This window comes from Dietzia kunjamensis (genome assembly GCF_045689975.1).
Lineage (GTDB): Bacteria > Actinomycetota > Actinomycetes > Mycobacteriales > Mycobacteriaceae > Dietzia > Dietzia kunjamensis.
In genome coordinates, this window is sequence record NZ_CP143297.1 from 20,799 (window position 1) to 36,711 (window position 15,913).

At 71.0% G+C, this 15,913-nt stretch carries 14 protein-coding genes; 4 read left to right on the plus strand and 10 right to left on the minus strand.

Translation table 11 applies throughout. The annotated features are described in order from the left end of the window. Positions 1 to 183: 183 nt before the first annotated feature. Positions 184 to 2,049, plus strand: coding sequence for an ABC transporter ATP-binding protein (locus tag VZF99_RS00100; RefSeq protein ID WP_120285752.1), 1,866 nt, complete (start codon positions 184 to 186; stop codon positions 2,047 to 2,049). Between the two features lie 140 nt (positions 2,050 to 2,189). Here the strand turns inward: VZF99_RS00100 and VZF99_RS00105 are convergent, their stop codons facing one another. Genes VZF99_RS00105 through VZF99_RS00120 form a run of 4 tightly spaced genes read right to left on the minus strand, consistent with a single transcriptional unit; the run spans position 2,190 to position 5,790 of the window. Further along, positions 2,190 to 3,119 carry an SDR family oxidoreductase gene (locus VZF99_RS00105; protein WP_120285676.1) on the minus strand — a complete coding sequence of 310 codons (930 nt, stop codon included), beginning with the start codon at positions 3,117 to 3,119 and terminating at the stop codon, positions 2,190 to 2,192. 53 nt (positions 3,120 to 3,172) lie between these two features. Next, positions 3,173 to 4,495 carry a TrpB-like pyridoxal phosphate-dependent enzyme gene (locus VZF99_RS00110; RefSeq protein ID WP_407335378.1) on the minus strand — a complete coding sequence of 441 codons (1,323 nt, stop codon included), beginning with the start codon at positions 4,493 to 4,495 and terminating at the stop codon, positions 3,173 to 3,175. A 39-nt stretch (positions 4,496 to 4,534) separates the two neighbouring features. Beyond that, positions 4,535 to 5,047, minus strand: coding sequence for a GNAT family N-acetyltransferase (locus tag VZF99_RS00115; protein ID WP_407335379.1), 513 nt, complete (start codon positions 5,045 to 5,047; stop codon positions 4,535 to 4,537). Continuing rightward, the gene (locus VZF99_RS00120; RefSeq protein WP_407335380.1) at positions 5,044 to 5,790 is read right to left on the minus strand and encodes a hypothetical protein; all 747 of its coding nucleotides are present in this window, start codon (positions 5,788 to 5,790) and stop codon (positions 5,044 to 5,046) included. The genes VZF99_RS00115 and VZF99_RS00120 overlap by 4 nt, the downstream gene beginning before the upstream one ends. A 71-nt stretch (positions 5,791 to 5,861) precedes the next feature. On the opposite strand from VZF99_RS00120, the gene VZF99_RS00125 reads away from it, so the two are divergent. Both VZF99_RS00125 and VZF99_RS00130 read left to right on the plus strand, forming a co-directional pair. Next, a complete protein-coding gene (locus VZF99_RS00125; RefSeq protein WP_167457879.1) occupies positions 5,862 to 6,392 on the plus strand; it encodes a peptidylprolyl isomerase in 531 nt (176 codons plus the stop codon). A gap of 176 nt (positions 6,393 to 6,568) precedes the next feature. Continuing rightward, positions 6,569 to 7,303, plus strand: a complete 735-nt coding sequence (locus VZF99_RS00130) for a rhomboid family intramembrane serine protease (protein ID WP_154830883.1) — start codon at positions 6,569 to 6,571, stop codon at positions 7,301 to 7,303. An 82-nt stretch (positions 7,304 to 7,385) separates the two neighbouring features. Here the strand turns inward: VZF99_RS00130 and VZF99_RS00135 are convergent, their stop codons facing one another. Next, entirely contained in the window at positions 7,386 to 7,853 is a 468-nt protein-coding gene (locus VZF99_RS00135) for a PH domain-containing protein (RefSeq protein WP_067716538.1), read from the minus strand. A 345-nt stretch (positions 7,854 to 8,198) separates the two neighbouring features. Further along, complete coding sequence (gene crgA / locus VZF99_RS00140) at positions 8,199 to 8,465, minus strand: cell division protein CrgA (RefSeq protein ID WP_067716511.1); 267 nt, start codon at positions 8,463 to 8,465, stop codon at positions 8,199 to 8,201. A gap of 88 nt (positions 8,466 to 8,553) precedes the next feature. On the opposite strand from crgA, the gene VZF99_RS00145 reads away from it, so the two are divergent. Further along, a complete protein-coding gene (locus VZF99_RS00145) occupies positions 8,554 to 9,234 on the plus strand; it encodes an aminodeoxychorismate/anthranilate synthase component II (protein ID WP_185952167.1) in 681 nt (226 codons plus the stop codon). A gap of 34 nt (positions 9,235 to 9,268) precedes the next feature. On the opposite strand, the gene pknB is transcribed toward VZF99_RS00145, so the two are convergent. Genes pknB through VZF99_RS00165 form a run of 4 tightly spaced genes read right to left on the minus strand, consistent with a single transcriptional unit; the run spans position 9,269 to position 15,912 of the window. After that, positions 9,269 to 11,338: a Stk1 family PASTA domain-containing Ser/Thr kinase gene (pknB, locus tag VZF99_RS00150; RefSeq protein WP_407335381.1), complete on the minus strand. Its 2,070-nt coding sequence runs from the start codon at positions 11,336 to 11,338 to the stop codon at positions 9,269 to 9,271. Further along, positions 11,335 to 12,954 (minus strand): protein kinase domain-containing protein, encoded by a 1,620-nt coding sequence (locus VZF99_RS00155; protein ID WP_407335382.1) that lies wholly within the window; start codon positions 12,952 to 12,954, stop codon positions 11,335 to 11,337. Before VZF99_RS00155 ends, pknB begins: the two co-directional genes overlap by 4 nt. Next, complete coding sequence (locus VZF99_RS00160) at positions 12,951 to 14,423, minus strand: penicillin-binding transpeptidase domain-containing protein (protein ID WP_407335383.1); 1,473 nt, start codon at positions 14,421 to 14,423, stop codon at positions 12,951 to 12,953. The genes VZF99_RS00155 and VZF99_RS00160 overlap by 4 nt, the downstream gene beginning before the upstream one ends. A gap of 7 nt (positions 14,424 to 14,430) precedes the next feature. After that, a complete protein-coding gene (locus tag VZF99_RS00165; protein WP_407335384.1) occupies positions 14,431 to 15,912 on the minus strand; it encodes an FtsW/RodA/SpoVE family cell cycle protein in 1,482 nt (493 codons plus the stop codon). Position 15,913: the final 1 nt, after the last annotated feature.

A 15,913-nucleotide genomic window follows, 5' to 3' on the forward strand; every position in this document is an offset into this window, starting at 1 on the left:
TTAGACAAATTCCCCCGCCGTGTCTAGACATCACCCCAGATTTTGTCCAAAGACCGGATCGGGACGACGACGACGAGGAACGCCACCGCGGTCGCGGGCCGGAATACGTGGGCCCCGTGCCGGGTTGTACCGAACGGTCGTCGGGGCCCCTCTCCGGCGCGGGAGGAGTACCGCTACGTGACGATGCAGCAGGCCGCCATGCGCACGCTGATGCGGGCCGAGAACAACAACATCGCGTTGGACCGCAGTGTGTTCACCCGCGAGAACTTCCGCAGGATCGGACAGTTCGCCCGCCCGCACACCCGGCGCATCGTCTTCTTCCTGGTGCTCTCCGTCTTCGGGGCCACCCTCGCCGTGGCGACACCGCTGCTCGCCGGCCGCGTGGTCACCGCGATCGTCGAGGCCTCGCCGGTCCGGGTCGTGATCGGCCTCGCGCTCGCCATCGCCGCGATCGGGATCATCGAGGCGATCGTCGCCGTCGTCACCCGGTTGTGGTCCGCACGGATCGGGGAGGGGCTCATCCTCGACCTGCGCCGCGCGGTGTTCGACCACGTCCAGACGATGCCGGTCGCCTTTTTCATGCGCACCCGCACCGGCGCGCTGGTCAGTCGCCTCAACAACGACGTGATGGGTGCCCAGCGGGCGTTCTCGGACACGCTGTCCGGGGTCGTGTCGAACCTGGTGCAGCTCGTACTCACGTTGGCCGTGATGGCCGGTATCAACTGGCAGCTCACCGTCCTGTCCGTCCTGCTGCTGCCGATCTTCCTGTTCCCGGCCCGCTACGTGGGCAAGCGGCTCGCGCGGCTCCGCCGCGAGGCCTCGGATCTCAACGCGTCGATGAACGACCAGATGACCGAGCGGTTCAACGCCGGCGGCGCGACCCTGGTCAAGCTCTTCGGACGTCCGGAGACGGAGTCGGCGGAGTTCTCCGCCCGCGCGGGCCGGGTCCGCGGCATCGGCGTCCGGACCGCGCTGCTCATGAGTGTGTTCATGAACTCGCTGACCCTGGTGTCCACGCTGGCGCTGGCGCTCGTCTACGGGCTCGGCGGGTGGTTCGCACTCAACGGCGCCCTCGACGCGGGGTCCGTCGTGGCCCTCGCGCTGCTCCTCACCCGCCTGTACGGCCCGTTGACCTCCCTGGCCAACGCGCCGATGGACGTCGTCACGGCCATCGTCAGCTTCGAGCGGGTCTTCGAGGTCCTCGACCTGGAACCGCTCATCTCCGACGCCCCCGACGCCGTCGCCATCCCGGAGGGCCCGGCGACCATCGAGTTCGACGACGTCACGTTCTCCTATCCCTCGGCGGACAAGGTCTCCCTCGCCTCGCTCGAGGAGGTCGCGGTCCTGGACACCCGCGGCGGCCAGGAGGTCCTGCACGGGATCTCCTTCCGCGCCGAACCGGGACAGATGATCGCCCTGGTCGGGTCGTCCGGCGCGGGCAAGTCCACGATCGCCTCCCTGCTGCCGCGGCTGTACGACGTCGACTCGGGTGCGGTGCGGGTGTCGGGACTCGACGTGCGTCGGGTCACCTCGTCGTCGCTGCGGCGCACGGTGGGCATGGTCACCCAGGACGGCCACCTCTTCCACGACACGATCCGCTCCAACCTCACCTTCGCGCGGCCGGAGGTCTCCGATGACCTCGTCTGGGACGCGCTGCGCCGGGCCCGGCTCGAGGATCTCGTGCGGTCGCTGCCGGACGGTCTCGACACCGTCATCGGTGATCGCGGCTACCGGCTGTCGGGAGGTGAGCGTCAGCGACTGACCATCGCGCGGCTGCTGATCGCCGCCCCGTCGGTGGTGGTGCTGGACGAGGCCACCAGTGCGTTGGACTCCACCAACGAGTCCGCCGTCCAGGAGGCGCTGAGCGAGGCGATGGCCGATCGCACGTCGTTGGTGATCGCCCACCGGCTGTCGACGGTGCGCGCCGCCGACACGATCCTCGTCCTCGAGGCCGGCCGGGTGGTGGAGTCGGGCACGCACGCCGAGCTCCTCGCGGTCGGCGGTCGGTACGCGGAGCTCTACGAGACGCAGTTCGCCGACCAGGAGTGACCCCCGCTCGCCCCGCCCGCGCGGCCCGCCCGCCACGCCCGCCCCGCCCGCGCTGGCCGCGCCGCCCAGCGCTCTTCTCGACGGCGGGGCTCCGGCGGGGGCTCCGGCGGGTGCCGGGGTGGCGGGGCGGCGGCCCTTCCTCAGCTCTCCAGGTGCAGGCCCAGCTCGCGGGCGGCGAGCGCGGCGTACTTGGAGGTCTGCTCGAAAGCCGACTCCAGTGGGTTGGCGTCGGTGACGTCCGCGATCTCGTTCCAGCGCTCGGCGACGACCTCGGGGGTGCGCGCGTCGTCGGGGAGGTACACGCCACGAGACTCGACCATCTGGGACACGGCGAACACGCCGGCGCCGGCACCGAGGATGGTCTTGGTGGGGGCGTCGTCGCTGACCATGAACAGGGCGCCGGGGGCGATGGTCTCCGGGCCCATGATGTCGAGCACCCGCTGCGGCAGCAGATCCTCGGTCATCCGCGTGGCCGCGGTGGGGGCGATCGCGTTGACCTTGATGTTCTTCTTGGCGCCCTCGATCGCCAGGACGTTCATCAGACCGACGAGCCCGGACTTGGCGGCGCCGTAGTTGGCCTGGCCGAAGTTGCCGTAGATGCCGGAGGTGGAGGCGGTCATGAGGATGCGTCCGTAGCCCGCCTCGGCCATGTGCGGCCACACGGCCTTGGTGCAGTTGACCGATCCCATGAGGTGCACCTCGACGACCTTGCGGAAGTCGTCCATCTCCATCTTGGCGAACGACTTGTCCCGCAGGATGCCGGCGTTGTTGATGAGCACGTCGATGCGGCCCCACTTGTCGATCACCGTCGACACGAGGGACGCGACGGCGGCCTCGTCGGTGATGTCGTTGCCGTCGACGATGGCCTCGCCACCGGCGGCCGTGATCTCGTCGACGACCTGCTGCGCCAGGGAGGGGGTGCCACCTTCGCCGTGGACGTCGCCGCCCAGGTCGTTGACGACGACCTTGGCGCCACGCTCGGCCAGCGCGAGCGCGTAGGCGCGGCCGAGGCCGCCGCCGGCGCCGGTGATGATCGCGACGCGGTCGGTGAAGTCGATGGTCTTGGTCATAGGGGGGCTCCTGTGATCGAGGGTGTGGAACGGTCGGGGGGTCTTCGGAGGCGTCAGCCCATCTCACCGCGGATGAAGGACTCGTACGCGGGGAGGTCGAGGAAGCCGTGACCGGAGAGGCCGATCACGATCGACGGTCCGGTGCCGGCCTCACCGGTGTGTTCGCGGGCCTTGGCCATCGCACCGGCGAGGGCGTGCGTCGACTCGGGTGCGGGGACGATGCCCTCCGCCTTGGCGAACTCCACGCCCGCGGCGAACGCGACGTTCTGCTCCACCGCCATGGAATCGAGCAGGCCCAGGTGCTTGACGTGGCTGACCAGCGGCGCCATGCCGTGGTAGCGCAGGCCACCGGAATGGATGGGGTCCGGGACGAAGTCCTGACCGAGGGTGTACATCTTCATCAGAGGGGTCAGGCCGGCGACGTCACCATGGTCGTACCGGAACTCGCCCTCGGTCAGCGACGGACACGCCGTGGGCTCGACGGCGATGATCTGCGTCCGGGCACCGGCGAGGTTCTCGCGGATGAACGGGAAGGCCAACCCGGCGAGGTTGGAGCCGCCACCGGCGCAGCCGTACACGTAGTCGGGCGCGTCCTCGCCGAACATGCCCAGCTGCTTGAGGGCCTCCTCACCGATCACGGTCTGGTGCAGACACACGTGGTTGAGCACCGACCCCAGTGAGTAGCGGGCCTCGGGGTCGCCGGCGGCCACCTCGACGGCCTCGGAGACCGCCATGCCGAGCGAACCGGGGGTGTCGGGGTCCTTGGCCAGGAACGAGCGTCCCGCCTCGGTCAGGTCCGACGGGCTCGGGTGGACCGAGGCGCCGAAGGTCTCCATGAGCATCCGGCGGTACGGCTTGGACTCGAACGAGGCCTTGACCTGCCACACCTCCACCTCGATGCCGAAGGCCTGACCGGCGAACGCCAGAGAGGCGCCCCACTGGCCGGCGCCGGTCTCGGTGGTGAGCTTGGTGATGCCCTCGGCGGCGTTGTAGTAGGCCTGTGCGACCGCGGTGTTGGGCTTGTGCGAGCCGACCGGGCTGGTGCCCTCGTATTTGTAGTAGATCCGCGCCGACGTGCCGAGCGCCTTCTCCAGGCGGCGGGCCCGGATCAGAGGCGACGGCCGCCACAGCCGGTAGATCTCCTGCACCGCCTCGGGGATCTCGATGTAGCGCTCCGGCGTGACCTCCTGCTCGATGAGGGACATCGGGAACAGCGGGGCGAGGTCCTCGGGACCGAGCGGCTCCTTGGTCCCCGGGTGCAGGTGCGGTGCCATGGGCTCGGGGAGATCGGCCTGGATGTTGTACCAGTGCGTCGGCATCTCGCTCTCCGGGAGGAGAGCCTTGACCTGCGAGCCGGAGGGAGCGTCAGACGTCATGTGTGTCCTCGGGAGGGATCGAAGGGGGTGAGCCGGGTCTCATCCTAGGAGGTCGCGCCGCATGGGGAGATGGGGGATCCGCCCATCGAGATAGTCCGGCCCGCACCGCGCGAATCCGAACTGCTCGTACCACCTCTCCAGGTAGGCCTGGGCCCCGATCTCCACGGGCCGGTCCCGGCACAGCACGAGCCCACGGCGGATCAGCCGCGCCGCGATGCCCCGACCCCGCCAGGCGGGCGTCGTGCAGACACGTCCGATGTGCATGACCCCGTCGCCGGCGTCCGATCCGAACACCCGCAGTGTCGCGACGACCGCGCCGTCGGGTGCACGGGCCAGCAGGTGAATCGTGCCGGGGTCGGCGTCGACGTCGTCGATCTCGGCGTACGGGCAGTCCTGTTCCGCGACGAAGACGTCCACGCGCAGTTTGTACAGCGCGTGGACGTCCAGGGGGCCCAGTTCGGGCAGGCTCGACGCGATGACCTCGAGTCCGGTGTCGTCGAGGGCGGTGTCGTCGGCTGTGGAGCCGTCGGGGATCGGGTCCCGATCGATCATTTGTCGGTCGCGGTCCCGTCCGTGGACGCCTCTCCGACCGGCTGGTCGTCCGAGGGCTGCGGTGCGGACCCGGCCGCCGGACCGGGTACCGCGCTGCCCGCGGCGGGGGAGGTGTCGGCGGACTGGTCCGAGGGCCCCTCGGGATCGGCGGACTCGATCGTCAGGTCCTCACCGGTCTCTGAACCCACGGGGTCACCCGTCACGCCGGGGCCGGTCGTGGCCGCGGGCGCCGAGCCGGTCGTCTGGTCGCGCCCCTCGGCGGCCGCCTCTGCCGGGGTGGGTGTCCGCGGCGGGGCGGGGGTCGGGGTGGGCGCCGACGGCGAGGTGGGCGAGCCCTGGCCACGAAGGAAATAGGCCGTGGCACCCGCAACGGCGGCGCCGCCGGCGAGGCCCACGATCCACAGCGGCGCGAAGCGGCGCAGCGGGTTGCGCTTCTGGGGCGGCGTGGCCAGAGCCGACGTCTGCTCTCGCAGCGCGGAGGCGTGCTGCCTCGCGTCCGCGGCGAGATCGCCCAGGAGCTCGGCCTGCTCGGCGCGACGATCCCGGATCACCTGGATACCGCGGCTGGCACCGAAGAGGGCCAGGCCGACCGGTCCACGGGTGGCGGCGACTGCTGCCTCGCCCAGGAAGCGGGGGTCCTTGAGGTCGAACGCCTTCCGGGCGGCGGTGCCGGCCTTGTCCAGGTCCTTTTGCGCCTGCTTGACGGCCCTACGCTCGTCGGCGCGATCGCTTCGTTTGCTCATGGGTAGATGGTGGCACAGCGGCCCGACACCGACCACCACCTCGCCGACATCGGTCCCTGCGGCGTGGCAGGATGGGTGGCGTGAGCATCGCAACGCAGAAGGCAACCATCCACACCAACCGTGGTGACATCGTCATCGAGCTGTACGGCAACCACGCCCCGGAGACGGTCTCGAACTTCGTCGGTCTCGCCGACGGCTCCAAGGACTACTCCCAGGCCAACGCCAAGGGTGAGAAGAGCGGACCGTTCTACGACGGCTCGATCTTCCACCGCGTCATCTCCGGGTTCATGATCCAGGGCGGCGACCCCACCGGCACCGGCCGGGGCGGACCGGGCTACCAGTTCAAGGACGAGTTCCACCCGGAGCTGCAGTTCTCCGAGCCCTACCTGCTGGCCATGGCCAACGCCGGCCCGGGCACCAACGGTTCGCAGTTCTTCATCACCGTCGGCGCCACGCCGCACCTGAACAACCGCCACACGATCTTCGGCAAGGTCGCCGACGAGGAGTCGCGCAAGGTCGTGGACGCCATCGCGACCACCAAGACCGGTGCGATGGACCGGCCGACCGACGACGTCGTCATCGAGTCGATCGAGATCTCCTGACCGAGCGGTCCCGGTCGACCGGCGGCGCGGGTTCCGGACTCCCGGACCCGCGCCGTCGGTCTGTCCGCAGCGCGGCAGGGCCGCAGGGCCGGCACGCGGCGGGGACAGGGCGGGGACGGGACACCGCACGGACGAGAAGCAGCACGAACGAGACGCAGCACGGATAACCGGGAGACATGAGCACCCAGACCCGACGCGGTGGCGCGGTGGCGAGATTCTTCCGCCTCCAGCCGGTCACGGCGTGGATCATCACCGCCAACCTGGCCGTCTACGCCGCCACCGTCGTGCAGGCGCGCAGCTTCCTGACCAACAACGCGTCGCCGTTGTTCGAGGCCACGGCGCTCTTCCCGCCGCTGGTGGCGGCCCGGGACGAGTGGTGGCGTCTGCTCACCTCGGCGTTCCAGCACTTCGGCCCGATGCACCTGCTGCTCAACATGTACATGTTGTGGATCCTCGGACTGGGGATCGAGCGCAGCATCGGGCACGTCCGCTTCCTCGCCCTCTACCTGGGCTCGGCGCTGGGCGGGTCGGTGGCCGTGATGTTCTACGGCCAGGGCGCCCTCACGGCCGGCGCCTCCGGGGCGATCTTCGGCCTGATGGGCGCGTACGCGATCGTGGCGATGTCGATGCGCCTCGACGTCAGGGGGATCGGGGTGTTGCTCGTCCTGAACGTCGGCGTGAGCTTCCTCGTGCCCGGCATCTCGCTCGCGGCCCATCTGGGCGGGCTCGCGGCCGGCGCCGTCGCCGCGTTCGCTCTGGTGGTGGTGCCACGCCGGATGCCGCGGCGTGTGGGCCGCACGGGCCGCGAGGTCGTCTCGTGGGCCGGCTTCCTCGTCGTGGTCGGGTCGGTCGGTGCCGCCGGGTGGTTCGCGGCCGACACCATGACGTTCGGATTCCTCGTCACCCGCTGATTCCCACCGGCGTCTGACCCCCGCGTCGGTCGACCCCCACATCGTCCGACCCCCGCGTCGTCCGCCGGGAGCGGTCTGACCCTCACCGGCCGTCGCCGACCGCCCCGAATCCCAGACGGTGCAGCGCGTCGACCACGTCCCGTGGATCCGCCCCCAGATCGAGCCGGGTGAACACGTCCAGTCGTTCGCGACCCCGCTCGTCCGTGTACTCGAGTCGCAGCAGGTGCTGCCGCGCCCCCCATCGGGAGACCCCCAGCGGGCGGACCTCCACCACCTCGGACCGCGGGACGAAGTCCACGCGGCGGAGCCTCTTGATCGCCAACTGCCCGTCCACCACCTCGAGTCGGGGCCGCCGGACCAGGTGGGACACACCCGACAGGGTGAGGAACAGCGCCGCCGGGCCGGTGAGCAGCAGTGCGAGCGGATCCTGCCGCTGCAGGCCGATCACCACCAGGGCCACCCCGAGCAGGATCTGCACGCCCGGCCACAGGGCCCCGGGTGACCACGACGCCGCCCGCGGACCGGCTCCCGACACGGCGTCACCACTCATGCCGCACATCCTCCCCTATCCACAGGCGCTATCCACACTGTGGATGAATAACACGGGTGGAGTTCGACTGCCGTTCGAGTCGACGCGGTCCCGACCTGCGGTGTCGTCGGCATCGTCAACACACAGACGTTATCCCCAGTGTGGAGGAAGTTCTCCACAGCGTGTGAGGGGTGTGGAAAAGGCGGGTCGAGACCCCTCTTTACCTCACCAGAGCCCCGTGACCTGCATAGATGCAGCGTTCTCAGAGAAAATGCAGGTCACCCCCCGCGTCGGGCGGGGGGTGACCTGTGGATAAACCTGTGGAACAGGCGGAACGTGCCCGGGGAGAGCGGCCGGGCGGGCCGGCTAGCGCCAGTTCATGGTCATGAGGAGTCCCACGACCGCGAGGCCGAAACCGATCGCGAAGTTCTGCCACGTCTCGAGCGAGGCCATGAACGGGATCCGCTCACCGGCGATGTAATACGTCACCAGCCAGAGCAGGCCCAGGATCATCAGCGCGAGCATGAGCACCAGGTACCACCGCGCGGTCGGGGTCCCCTTGACCTTGACGGGGGTGCGGCTGACGGCCGCGTCGGTGTACTCGGTCTTGGACCGGACCTTTGACTTGGGCATGGAGTCCTCGAACTGGTGGGGGATGTCGGGGCCACTCTACCAAGCCCGCCCCCGACGCTCACCCGTGCGACGGCAGTACGCTGCGTCTATGCGCATCCTCGTCGTCGACAACTACGACAGCTTCGTCTACAACCTCGTCCAGTACCTGGGCCAGTTGGGCGCGGAGTGCGACGTGTGGCGGAACGACGACCCCAGGCTCGCCGGCCCGGACGGCCGCTATGACGTGGCCGGGCTGGAGAGCGTGGTCAGCGGGTACGACGGAGTCCTGCTCAGCCCGGGTCCCGGAACGCCGGACAGGGCGGGGGCCACGATCCCGCTGATCGGGGTCTGTGGACACGCGGGAGTCCCGGTGCTGGGAGTGTGCCTGGGCCACCAGGCGATCGGGGAGGCCTTCGGCGCGACGGTCGACCGGGCCGCCGAGCTCATGCACGGGAAGACCAGTCAGGTCACGCACGACGACTCGGGAGTCCTCGCCGGTATCCCCAGCCCGTTCACGGCCACGCGCTACCACTCGTTGACGGTCCTGCCGGAGACGATCCCGCACGAACTGGTTCCCACCGCGTGGACCGGTTCGGGCCTGGTCATGGCGATGCGTCACCGCGAGATGCCCGTCCACGGGGTGCAGTTCCACCCCGAATCGGTGATGAGCGACGGGGGGCACCGGATGCTCGCGAACTGGCTGGGCATGTGCGGCGAGCGGCCCTCGGAGACGCTGGTCGTGCGGCTGGAATCCGAGCTCGACCGGACCCGCGGCGCCGCCCTGGCCTGACCGGCTGGTCAGCTCGCCCGGTCAGCTCGCCCGCTCAGCCCGGGCCGGGCACCAGCCCGAACCGGATCACCCGGACGACGACCTGATCGTTGACGCCGGCCTCGCCCACGGGCGGCTGCTGCGACCAGATCTGGCCCACGCGGCTGAGGTCGGGGTCGTTCTGTGGCAGCTCCACCAGTTGCCCGCGGTCGCCACGCCAGCCGGCCCGTTCGAGCTTGCCGAGGGCCTCCTCCACGGTGTCGCCGACGATGTTGGGCATGACGAACCGGTTCCCGGCGGAGACCTGGAGGGTGATGGTCGCGCCCTTGAGCTGGGTCTGCCCCGCGGCCGTGGACTGGCCCACGACCTGGCCCTCGGGCGCGGTGCCGTCGACCCGCTGGGTGTCCACGCGGAAGCCGGCGGCCTCGAGGGTCGCGCGGGCCGGGTCGGCGGACTGGCCCACGACATCGGGCACCGCGAGCTGTTCGGGGCCGGAGCCCACCGTCAGCCGGACCGGCCGGTCGGAGGGCACCTGTGCACCCGGTCCGGGCTCGGTGTCGACGACCTTGTCCTGGTCCTCGGGTGTCGACGGCCGGGCCTCGTTCTCCGGGACCACCTGGAACCCGGCCTCCTCGAGGGCCAGTCGGGCATCGGCGGGGGACATCCCCATCACGTTGGGCACCGAGAGGATGGGCTTGCCGGTCGAGACCACGAGGCTGATCTCGGATCCCACCGCGAGACGCTTGCCGGCGATGGGGTCGGACGAGATGACGTGCCCCTCGGGGATCTGGGGGTGCGGCGCCGGGGTCTGCACGGGTTCGAGCCCGATCGAGGTGAGTTCCTCGACCACCTCGGCGACCGGCCGCTGGGCGACCTCGGGGACGGTGACCTCCTGCTGCTGCGCGACACCGCCGCGGTCGCCCGAGGTCGCCAGGATCGACACCGTCGCGATCCCTCCCAGCACCAGCAGGGCGGCGAGCGCGATGGCCACCCCGCGTGGCCCGCGACGAGCGTCGTCGGGTCGGGCGTCGCGGCGTCGGGCGTCCCCGCGATGGGAGGCGGGACGCGCGGCACCCGCACCGGCACCGGCTGCGCCAGCAGGAGCACCGGCGCCGGCGGCACGACCGGCCAGTTCCGGCAGGGCGTGTGCCTCGGTGGGCGCATCACCGGGTGACCAGCGGGACGCGCCGGTTCCGTATCCCGCGCCGGTGAACCCGTGGGGGGCGTCGGGGCGCTGGTCGTCGTCGAGCTCGTCGTCGGTCAGCACCAGGGGCGCCGCCGGGCGGCCACCGGTGAGCACCGTGAGCAGGTCGGTGCGCATCTCCCCGGCGGAGGTGTATCTGTTCTCGGGATTCTTGGCCATCGCCTGCATGACCACCGCGTCGACGTAGCGGCTCACCTCCGGGTTGACCGCGGACGGCGGCGCGGGGGATTCGCGGACGTGCTGATAGGCCACCGCCACGGGGGACTCGCCGGTGAACGGCGGTACGCCGGCGACCATCTCGTACAGCACGCAGCCCGCGGAGTACAGATCGGAGCGGGCGTCCACGGTCTCGCCGCGCGCCTGCTCGGGGCTGAGGTACTGGGCGGTCCCGAGGACGGACGAGGTGTTGGTGAGGGTCGAGCTGGAGTCACTGAGGGCGCGTGCGATGCCGAAGTCCATGACCTTGACTGCGCCGTCGCGCGAGATCATGATGTTCGCCGGCTTGACGTCGCGGTGGACGATGCCCTTCTTGTGGGAGAAGTCCAGCGCACCGCAGACATCGGCCATCACGCCGAGGGCACGCTCGACCTCCATGGGGCCGTCCATTCTGACGATGTCGCGGAGGGTGTCGCCCTCGACCACCTCCATCACGATGTAGGGCAGCGAACCGTCGGCGGTGTGCTCCTCCCCCTGGTCGTAGATCGCCACGATCGACGGATGGTTCAGCGACGCCGAGTTCTGGGCCTCCCGACGGAAGCGCTGGTAGAAGGTCTCGTCGCGGGCCAGTTCCGGGCGCATGATCTTGACGGCCACGTCCCGGCCGAGGACAGTGTCGCGCCCGCGACGGACCTCGGACATGCCGCCGTATCCGAGGGGCTCACCGATCTCGTAGCGCCCGGCCAGGACGGATGGTGTGGTCATCCGTCGACACCTGCCCACCGGGCGGGAACGGGCACGGCGTCACCGGCCGCGCCCCGGGCCTGGCCCTGCGCCTGGTCCTGGCCTCGGCCCCGTCCCTGCCCCTCGTCCTGGCCCTGCGCCTCGTCCTGACCTCGCCCCTCGCCCCGACCGGGCTGCCCCTCGGGCGGGATCAGCGAGCTGAACTCCGAGGTGAGGGAGTCCAGCATGTCCTGCAGGTCGGGGGCCGGGGGGACCCCGGACGGTGACGGTGCGGGCTCGGGGGTCGGCGTCGGGGTCGGCGGCGGCTCGGGTGCCGGGGCGGGCGCCTGCGTGGTGGTGGTCGTCACCGGGGCGGTGGACGGCGGCGTCGTGGGGGTGGTCCGGCCGAAGATCCCACCCGGGCCGAAGACCCCGGCGTTGGACAGGGCGATGACGGCCGCGACCGCGAGCGCCGCCACCAGGACGAACACCACGAGGAACCAGCCCACGCAGCCGGAGCCGCCGCTGCCGCGGCGGGGGGGCCGTGAGGTGACCGGTGGGGCGGGCTGACGCCGGGTCGCGGCGGGCGCCGGCTGGGGCCGGGACGGGTGCGCCGGTCGTGCCGGCCGCGGCCCGTCGGTGCGCGGCTGTCCGGCGGTGCCCGGGTGGGTGCGGGTGTACGCACGCGTCGGATCGGGCGAACCCCCGGCCCGGTACACGCCGCCCGGGTCGTCATCGGGCAGGACCGTGGTCGCGGCGGTGGCACCGGCAGCCCCCGCCGCGGCGCCGGCGGCCATGAACGCGCCCGGGAGACGGGGATCGCGACCGGCTCGGAGGTCGGCGATCGCCTCGGCGAAGGCCTCACCGTCCGGGTAGCGCCGGCCGGGGTCCTTGGCCATGGCCTCGGCGAGGACGCGTCGGACCGGTCCGGGCACCGAGTCCGGGAGCGGCGGCGGGGTGTCGCGGACGTGCATCATCGCCACGGAGACCGGCGAGTCGGCGACGAACGGCCGTCGACCGGCCAGGCACTCGTAACCCACCACGCCGAGCGAGTACACGTCCCCGGCCGGGGACGTCTCGTTGCCCATGGCCTGCTCGGGCGCGATGTACTGGGCGGTGCCCACGACCATCCCGGTCTGTGTGACGGCGGACGCGCCCATGGACTTGGCGATCCCGAAGTCGGTGAGCTTCACCTGCCCGGCGGGCGTGATGAGGATGTTGCCCGGCTTGACGTCGCGGTGGACCAGGCCGATGGCGTGGGCGGCGTTGAGGGCGCGGCCGGTCTGCTCGAGCATGTCGAGGGTGTGCCGCATCGGCAGCGTGCCCTCGCGGGCCAGGACGTCCGATAGCGGCTCGCCCACCACGAGTTCCATGACCAGGTAGGACAGCGGGTTCCCGGAGGCGGGGTCGTCGATCTGCCCGTAGTCGTAGACGGTGGCGATCCCGGGGTGGGAGATCCTCGCGGTGACCTTGGCCTCGGACCGGAAGCGCTCGACGAACTCGGGGTCGGAGGAGTACTCGGCCTTGAGCACCTTCACGGCGACGTGCCGGTCGAGGACGCCGTCGTCGGCCTCCCACACCTGCCCCATACCGCCGGTGGCGATGAGTCGCAGGAGGCGGTAGCGGCCGGACAGGACCGCGCCGGAGTTCAGACTCACGGCGTCCCTCCCAGCAGCGCGCCCAGGACCTCGCGACCGATGGGTGCGGCGTAGGTGGACCCGACGGTGCTGCGATCGACCCCGGGCCCGGACTCGATCGCCACGGCCACCGCCACGTCACGGCCGGGGACGAACGCGATGTACCAGGTGTAGGGGATGGACTCGGAGGAGTCCACGCCGTGCTCGGCGGTGCCGGTCTTGGAGGCCACGGTGACCCCGGGCAATCCGCCCCCGGCGCCCTGTTCGGCGGCGACCATCATCTCGGTGAGTGTGCCGGCCTGCTCGTCGGTGAGGGCGCGGGCGGCGTCGCGGGGCGTGAAGCCCTGGACGACGGAGAGATCGGGCGCCGTCAGGGTCTTGATGAGTTGCGGTTCCATGCGGACCCCGCCGTTGGAGACGGTCGCGGCGACCATGGCGTTCTGCAGGGTCGTCATGCGGACGTCGCTCTGTCCGATGGAACTCATGGCCAGCTGGGCGTCGTCCTCCATCTGCCCCAGGCCCGACGGCGCGACCGGGATGCCGAAGTCGTCCGGGGCGGTGCCGTCGACGCCGAATTTCTCCGCCATCTCGGTGAAGGCCTCCGCGCCGATCTCCTGGCTCAGCTCGACGAAGGGCACGTTGCAGGACCTCTCGAGGGCCGTGCGCAGGGTGACGGTGCTGCCGCCACAGGTCTGGCCGGCGTAGTTCTCCAGGTAGGTGGACGTGCCCGGCAGCAGGGTGCGGTCGGCGCCGGAGACGGGGGTCTCGGGGCCCATGCCCTGCTCGAGCGCGGCGGCGGTGGTGATGACCTTCATCGTGGAGCCGGGCGGGAGGGACTGCTGGGTGGCGTGGTTGAGCAGCGGCCGGTCCGGGCTCTGCTCGATGCGCGCCATCTCCTGCGCGCGGACCTCCGGGTCCAGGCTGGACAGGGCGCCCGGGTCGAAGGACGGGCTGGAGGCCAGTGCGAGCACCTCACCGGTGGAGGGGCGGACGGCGGCGACGGAGCCCACGAACGGTCCCTGGCCCGCGCCGCGCCGCAGGGCCTCGTAGGCGACCTCCTGGCCCGCGGGGTCGAGGGTGAGCTCCACCGAGCCGCCCTGCGGGGTGCGGCCCGAGATCAGGCCGGTGATCCGTTGGGACAGCAGTCTCGGGTCGGAGCCGTTGAGGAAGGCGTCCTGGGTCTGTTCGACCCCGGCGGTGGCGAACTGCAGCGAGTAGTAGCCGACGGTGGGGCCGAACACGACCGGGTCGGTGGGGTAGGTGCGCTGGAACTCGAAGCGCCCCTCCGACGGCAGGGACATGGCCAACACCCGTCCGCCGGCGGTGATCTGGCCGCGCTGGCGGGAGTACTCGTCGAGGAGCATCCGGGTGTTGCGGGAGTCGGCACGCAGCTCGTCGGCGCGGAAGACCTGGACCCAGGTCAGTTGCAGCAGCAGCGCCACCACCATGACCATGGCGGCGATCGCGACCCGTCGGATGGCGGTGTTCACGCGGCGCTCACCCGCTCCTCCGGCCCGGGGCGCGTCCCTTGGACGTCCGCATCAGGCCGGTGGCGGCCTCGGCCAGCGCGGGGGCCTGGCGTGGGGTGGGCAGCGGCCGGCGCGCGTCGTGGGACAGGCGAAGCAGGATGGCGACCAGTGCGTAGTTGGCCAACAGGCTGGAGCCCCCGTAGGCCATGAACGGCAGGGTGAGGCCGGTGAGGGGGATGAGGGTGGAGACGCCGCCGACCACGACGAACATCTGGATGGCCATGGTGGACGCCAGGCCCACGGCGACGAGTTTGCCGAAACTGTCGCGGATGGTCAGCCCCACCCGGATGCCGCGGAGGATGAGGATCGCGTAGACCATCAGCACCGCGGCGAGGCCGATCAGGCCCAGTTCCTCGCCGATGGTGGAGGTGATGAAGTCGGTGTTCGCGAACGGCACCTGGTCGGGTCGGCCGTTGCCGAGCCCGGTGCCGCCCATGCCGCCGGAGGCGAGTCCGAACAGGGCCTGCGAGCTCTGGTAGCCGCCGGTGTCGAAGAACGCGAAGGGGTCCTGCCAGATCTGGAACCGCACACGGACGTGCCCGAACAGCGCGTAGGCCAGCACGCCGCCCACGGCGACGAGGACCACGCCGATGAGCAGCCAGCTCACCCGCTCGGTGGCCACGTACAGCAGCGTGAGCACGGTGGCGAACAGCAGGAGCGCCATGCCGAGGTCGGTGTTGAACACCAGCACGCCCAGGGACAGGAACCAGGCCACGATGATCGGCCCGAGGTCGCGGGCGCGCGGCAGGTCCACGCCCAGCACGCGCTTGCCGGCGGTGGTGAACAGCTCGCGCTTCTCCACCAGGATCGAGGCGAAGAAGATGATGAGCAGGATCTTGGCGAACTCGCCGGGCTGGATGGTGAACCCGGGCAGGATGATCCAGTTCTTGGCGCCGTTGATCTCGGAGAACCGGGAGGGCAGTACGGCCGGGATCGCCAGCAGAGCCAGGCCCGCGAATCCCATCGTGTAGCCGTACCGGGCCAGGACGCGGTGGTCGCGCAGGAAGTACAGCACCACCGCCATCACGGTCAGGCCGAGGAACGTCCACAGCAGCTGTCGGGTGACGTCCATCCCGGGCGGGTCGTTGCCGCTCGCCGCGGCGTTGGCCGCGTACGACAGGTCGAGCCGGTAGATGAGCACCAGTCCCAGCCCGTTGAGCAGCGCGACGCCCGGTAGCAACACCGGATCGGCGTAGGGCGCGAGCCAGCGGATGAGCAGGTGGGCGCCGCCGGCGAGGCCGAGGAACGCCAGGGTGATCCACAGCAGCGCCAGGGACAGTTCCTGCTCCTGGGCGAGTTGGACCAGCAGCAGCGAGAACCCGACGATCACCGCGGCGGCGACGAGCAGGACCAGTTCCTTGCCCCGGCGCGGGCTGTCGGGCACCGCCCGGCCGCGGGGATCGGATGCGGGTGAGGCCGACGATGGTGAGGCAGATGCGGGAGAGGACATG

Bases quoted from the DNA above. Each gene is read 5' to 3' on its own strand.
- VZF99_RS00135 (WP_067716538.1), bottom strand. From the start codon at position 7,853: ATGAGTGGTGACGCCGTGTCGGGAGCCGGTCCGCGGGCGGCGTCGTGG.
- VZF99_RS00145 (WP_185952167.1), top strand. From the start codon at position 8,554: ATGCGCATCCTCGTCGTCGACAACTACGACAGCTTCGTCTACAACCTC.
- crgA (WP_067716511.1), bottom strand. From the start codon at position 8,465: ATGCCCAAGTCAAAGGTCCGGTCCAAGACCGAGTACACCGACGCGGCC.
- VZF99_RS00125 (WP_167457879.1), top strand. From the start codon at position 5,862: ATGGGTGGCGTGAGCATCGCAACGCAGAAGGCAACCATCCACACCAAC.
- VZF99_RS00115 (WP_407335379.1), bottom strand. From the start codon at position 5,047: ATGATCGATCGGGACCCGATCCCCGACGGCTCCACAGCCGACGACACC.
- VZF99_RS00100 (WP_120285752.1), top strand. From the start codon at position 184: ATGCAGCAGGCCGCCATGCGCACGCTGATGCGGGCCGAGAACAACAAC.
- VZF99_RS00165 (WP_407335384.1), bottom strand. From the start codon at position 15,912: ATGTCCTCTCCCGCATCTGCCTCACCATCGTCGGCCTCACCCGCATCC.
- VZF99_RS00105 (WP_120285676.1), bottom strand. From the start codon at position 3,119: ATGACCAAGACCATCGACTTCACCGACCGCGTCGCGATCATCACCGGC.
- VZF99_RS00130 (WP_154830883.1), top strand. From the start codon at position 6,569: ATGAGCACCCAGACCCGACGCGGTGGCGCGGTGGCGAGATTCTTCCGC.
- pknB (WP_407335381.1), bottom strand. From the start codon at position 11,338: ATGACCACACCATCCGTCCTGGCCGGGCGCTACGAGATCGGTGAGCCC.
- VZF99_RS00110 (WP_407335378.1), bottom strand. From the start codon at position 4,495: ATGACGTCTGACGCTCCCTCCGGCTCGCAGGTCAAGGCTCTCCTCCCG.
- VZF99_RS00120 (WP_407335380.1), bottom strand. From the start codon at position 5,790: ATGAGCAAACGAAGCGATCGCGCCGACGAGCGTAGGGCCGTCAAGCAG.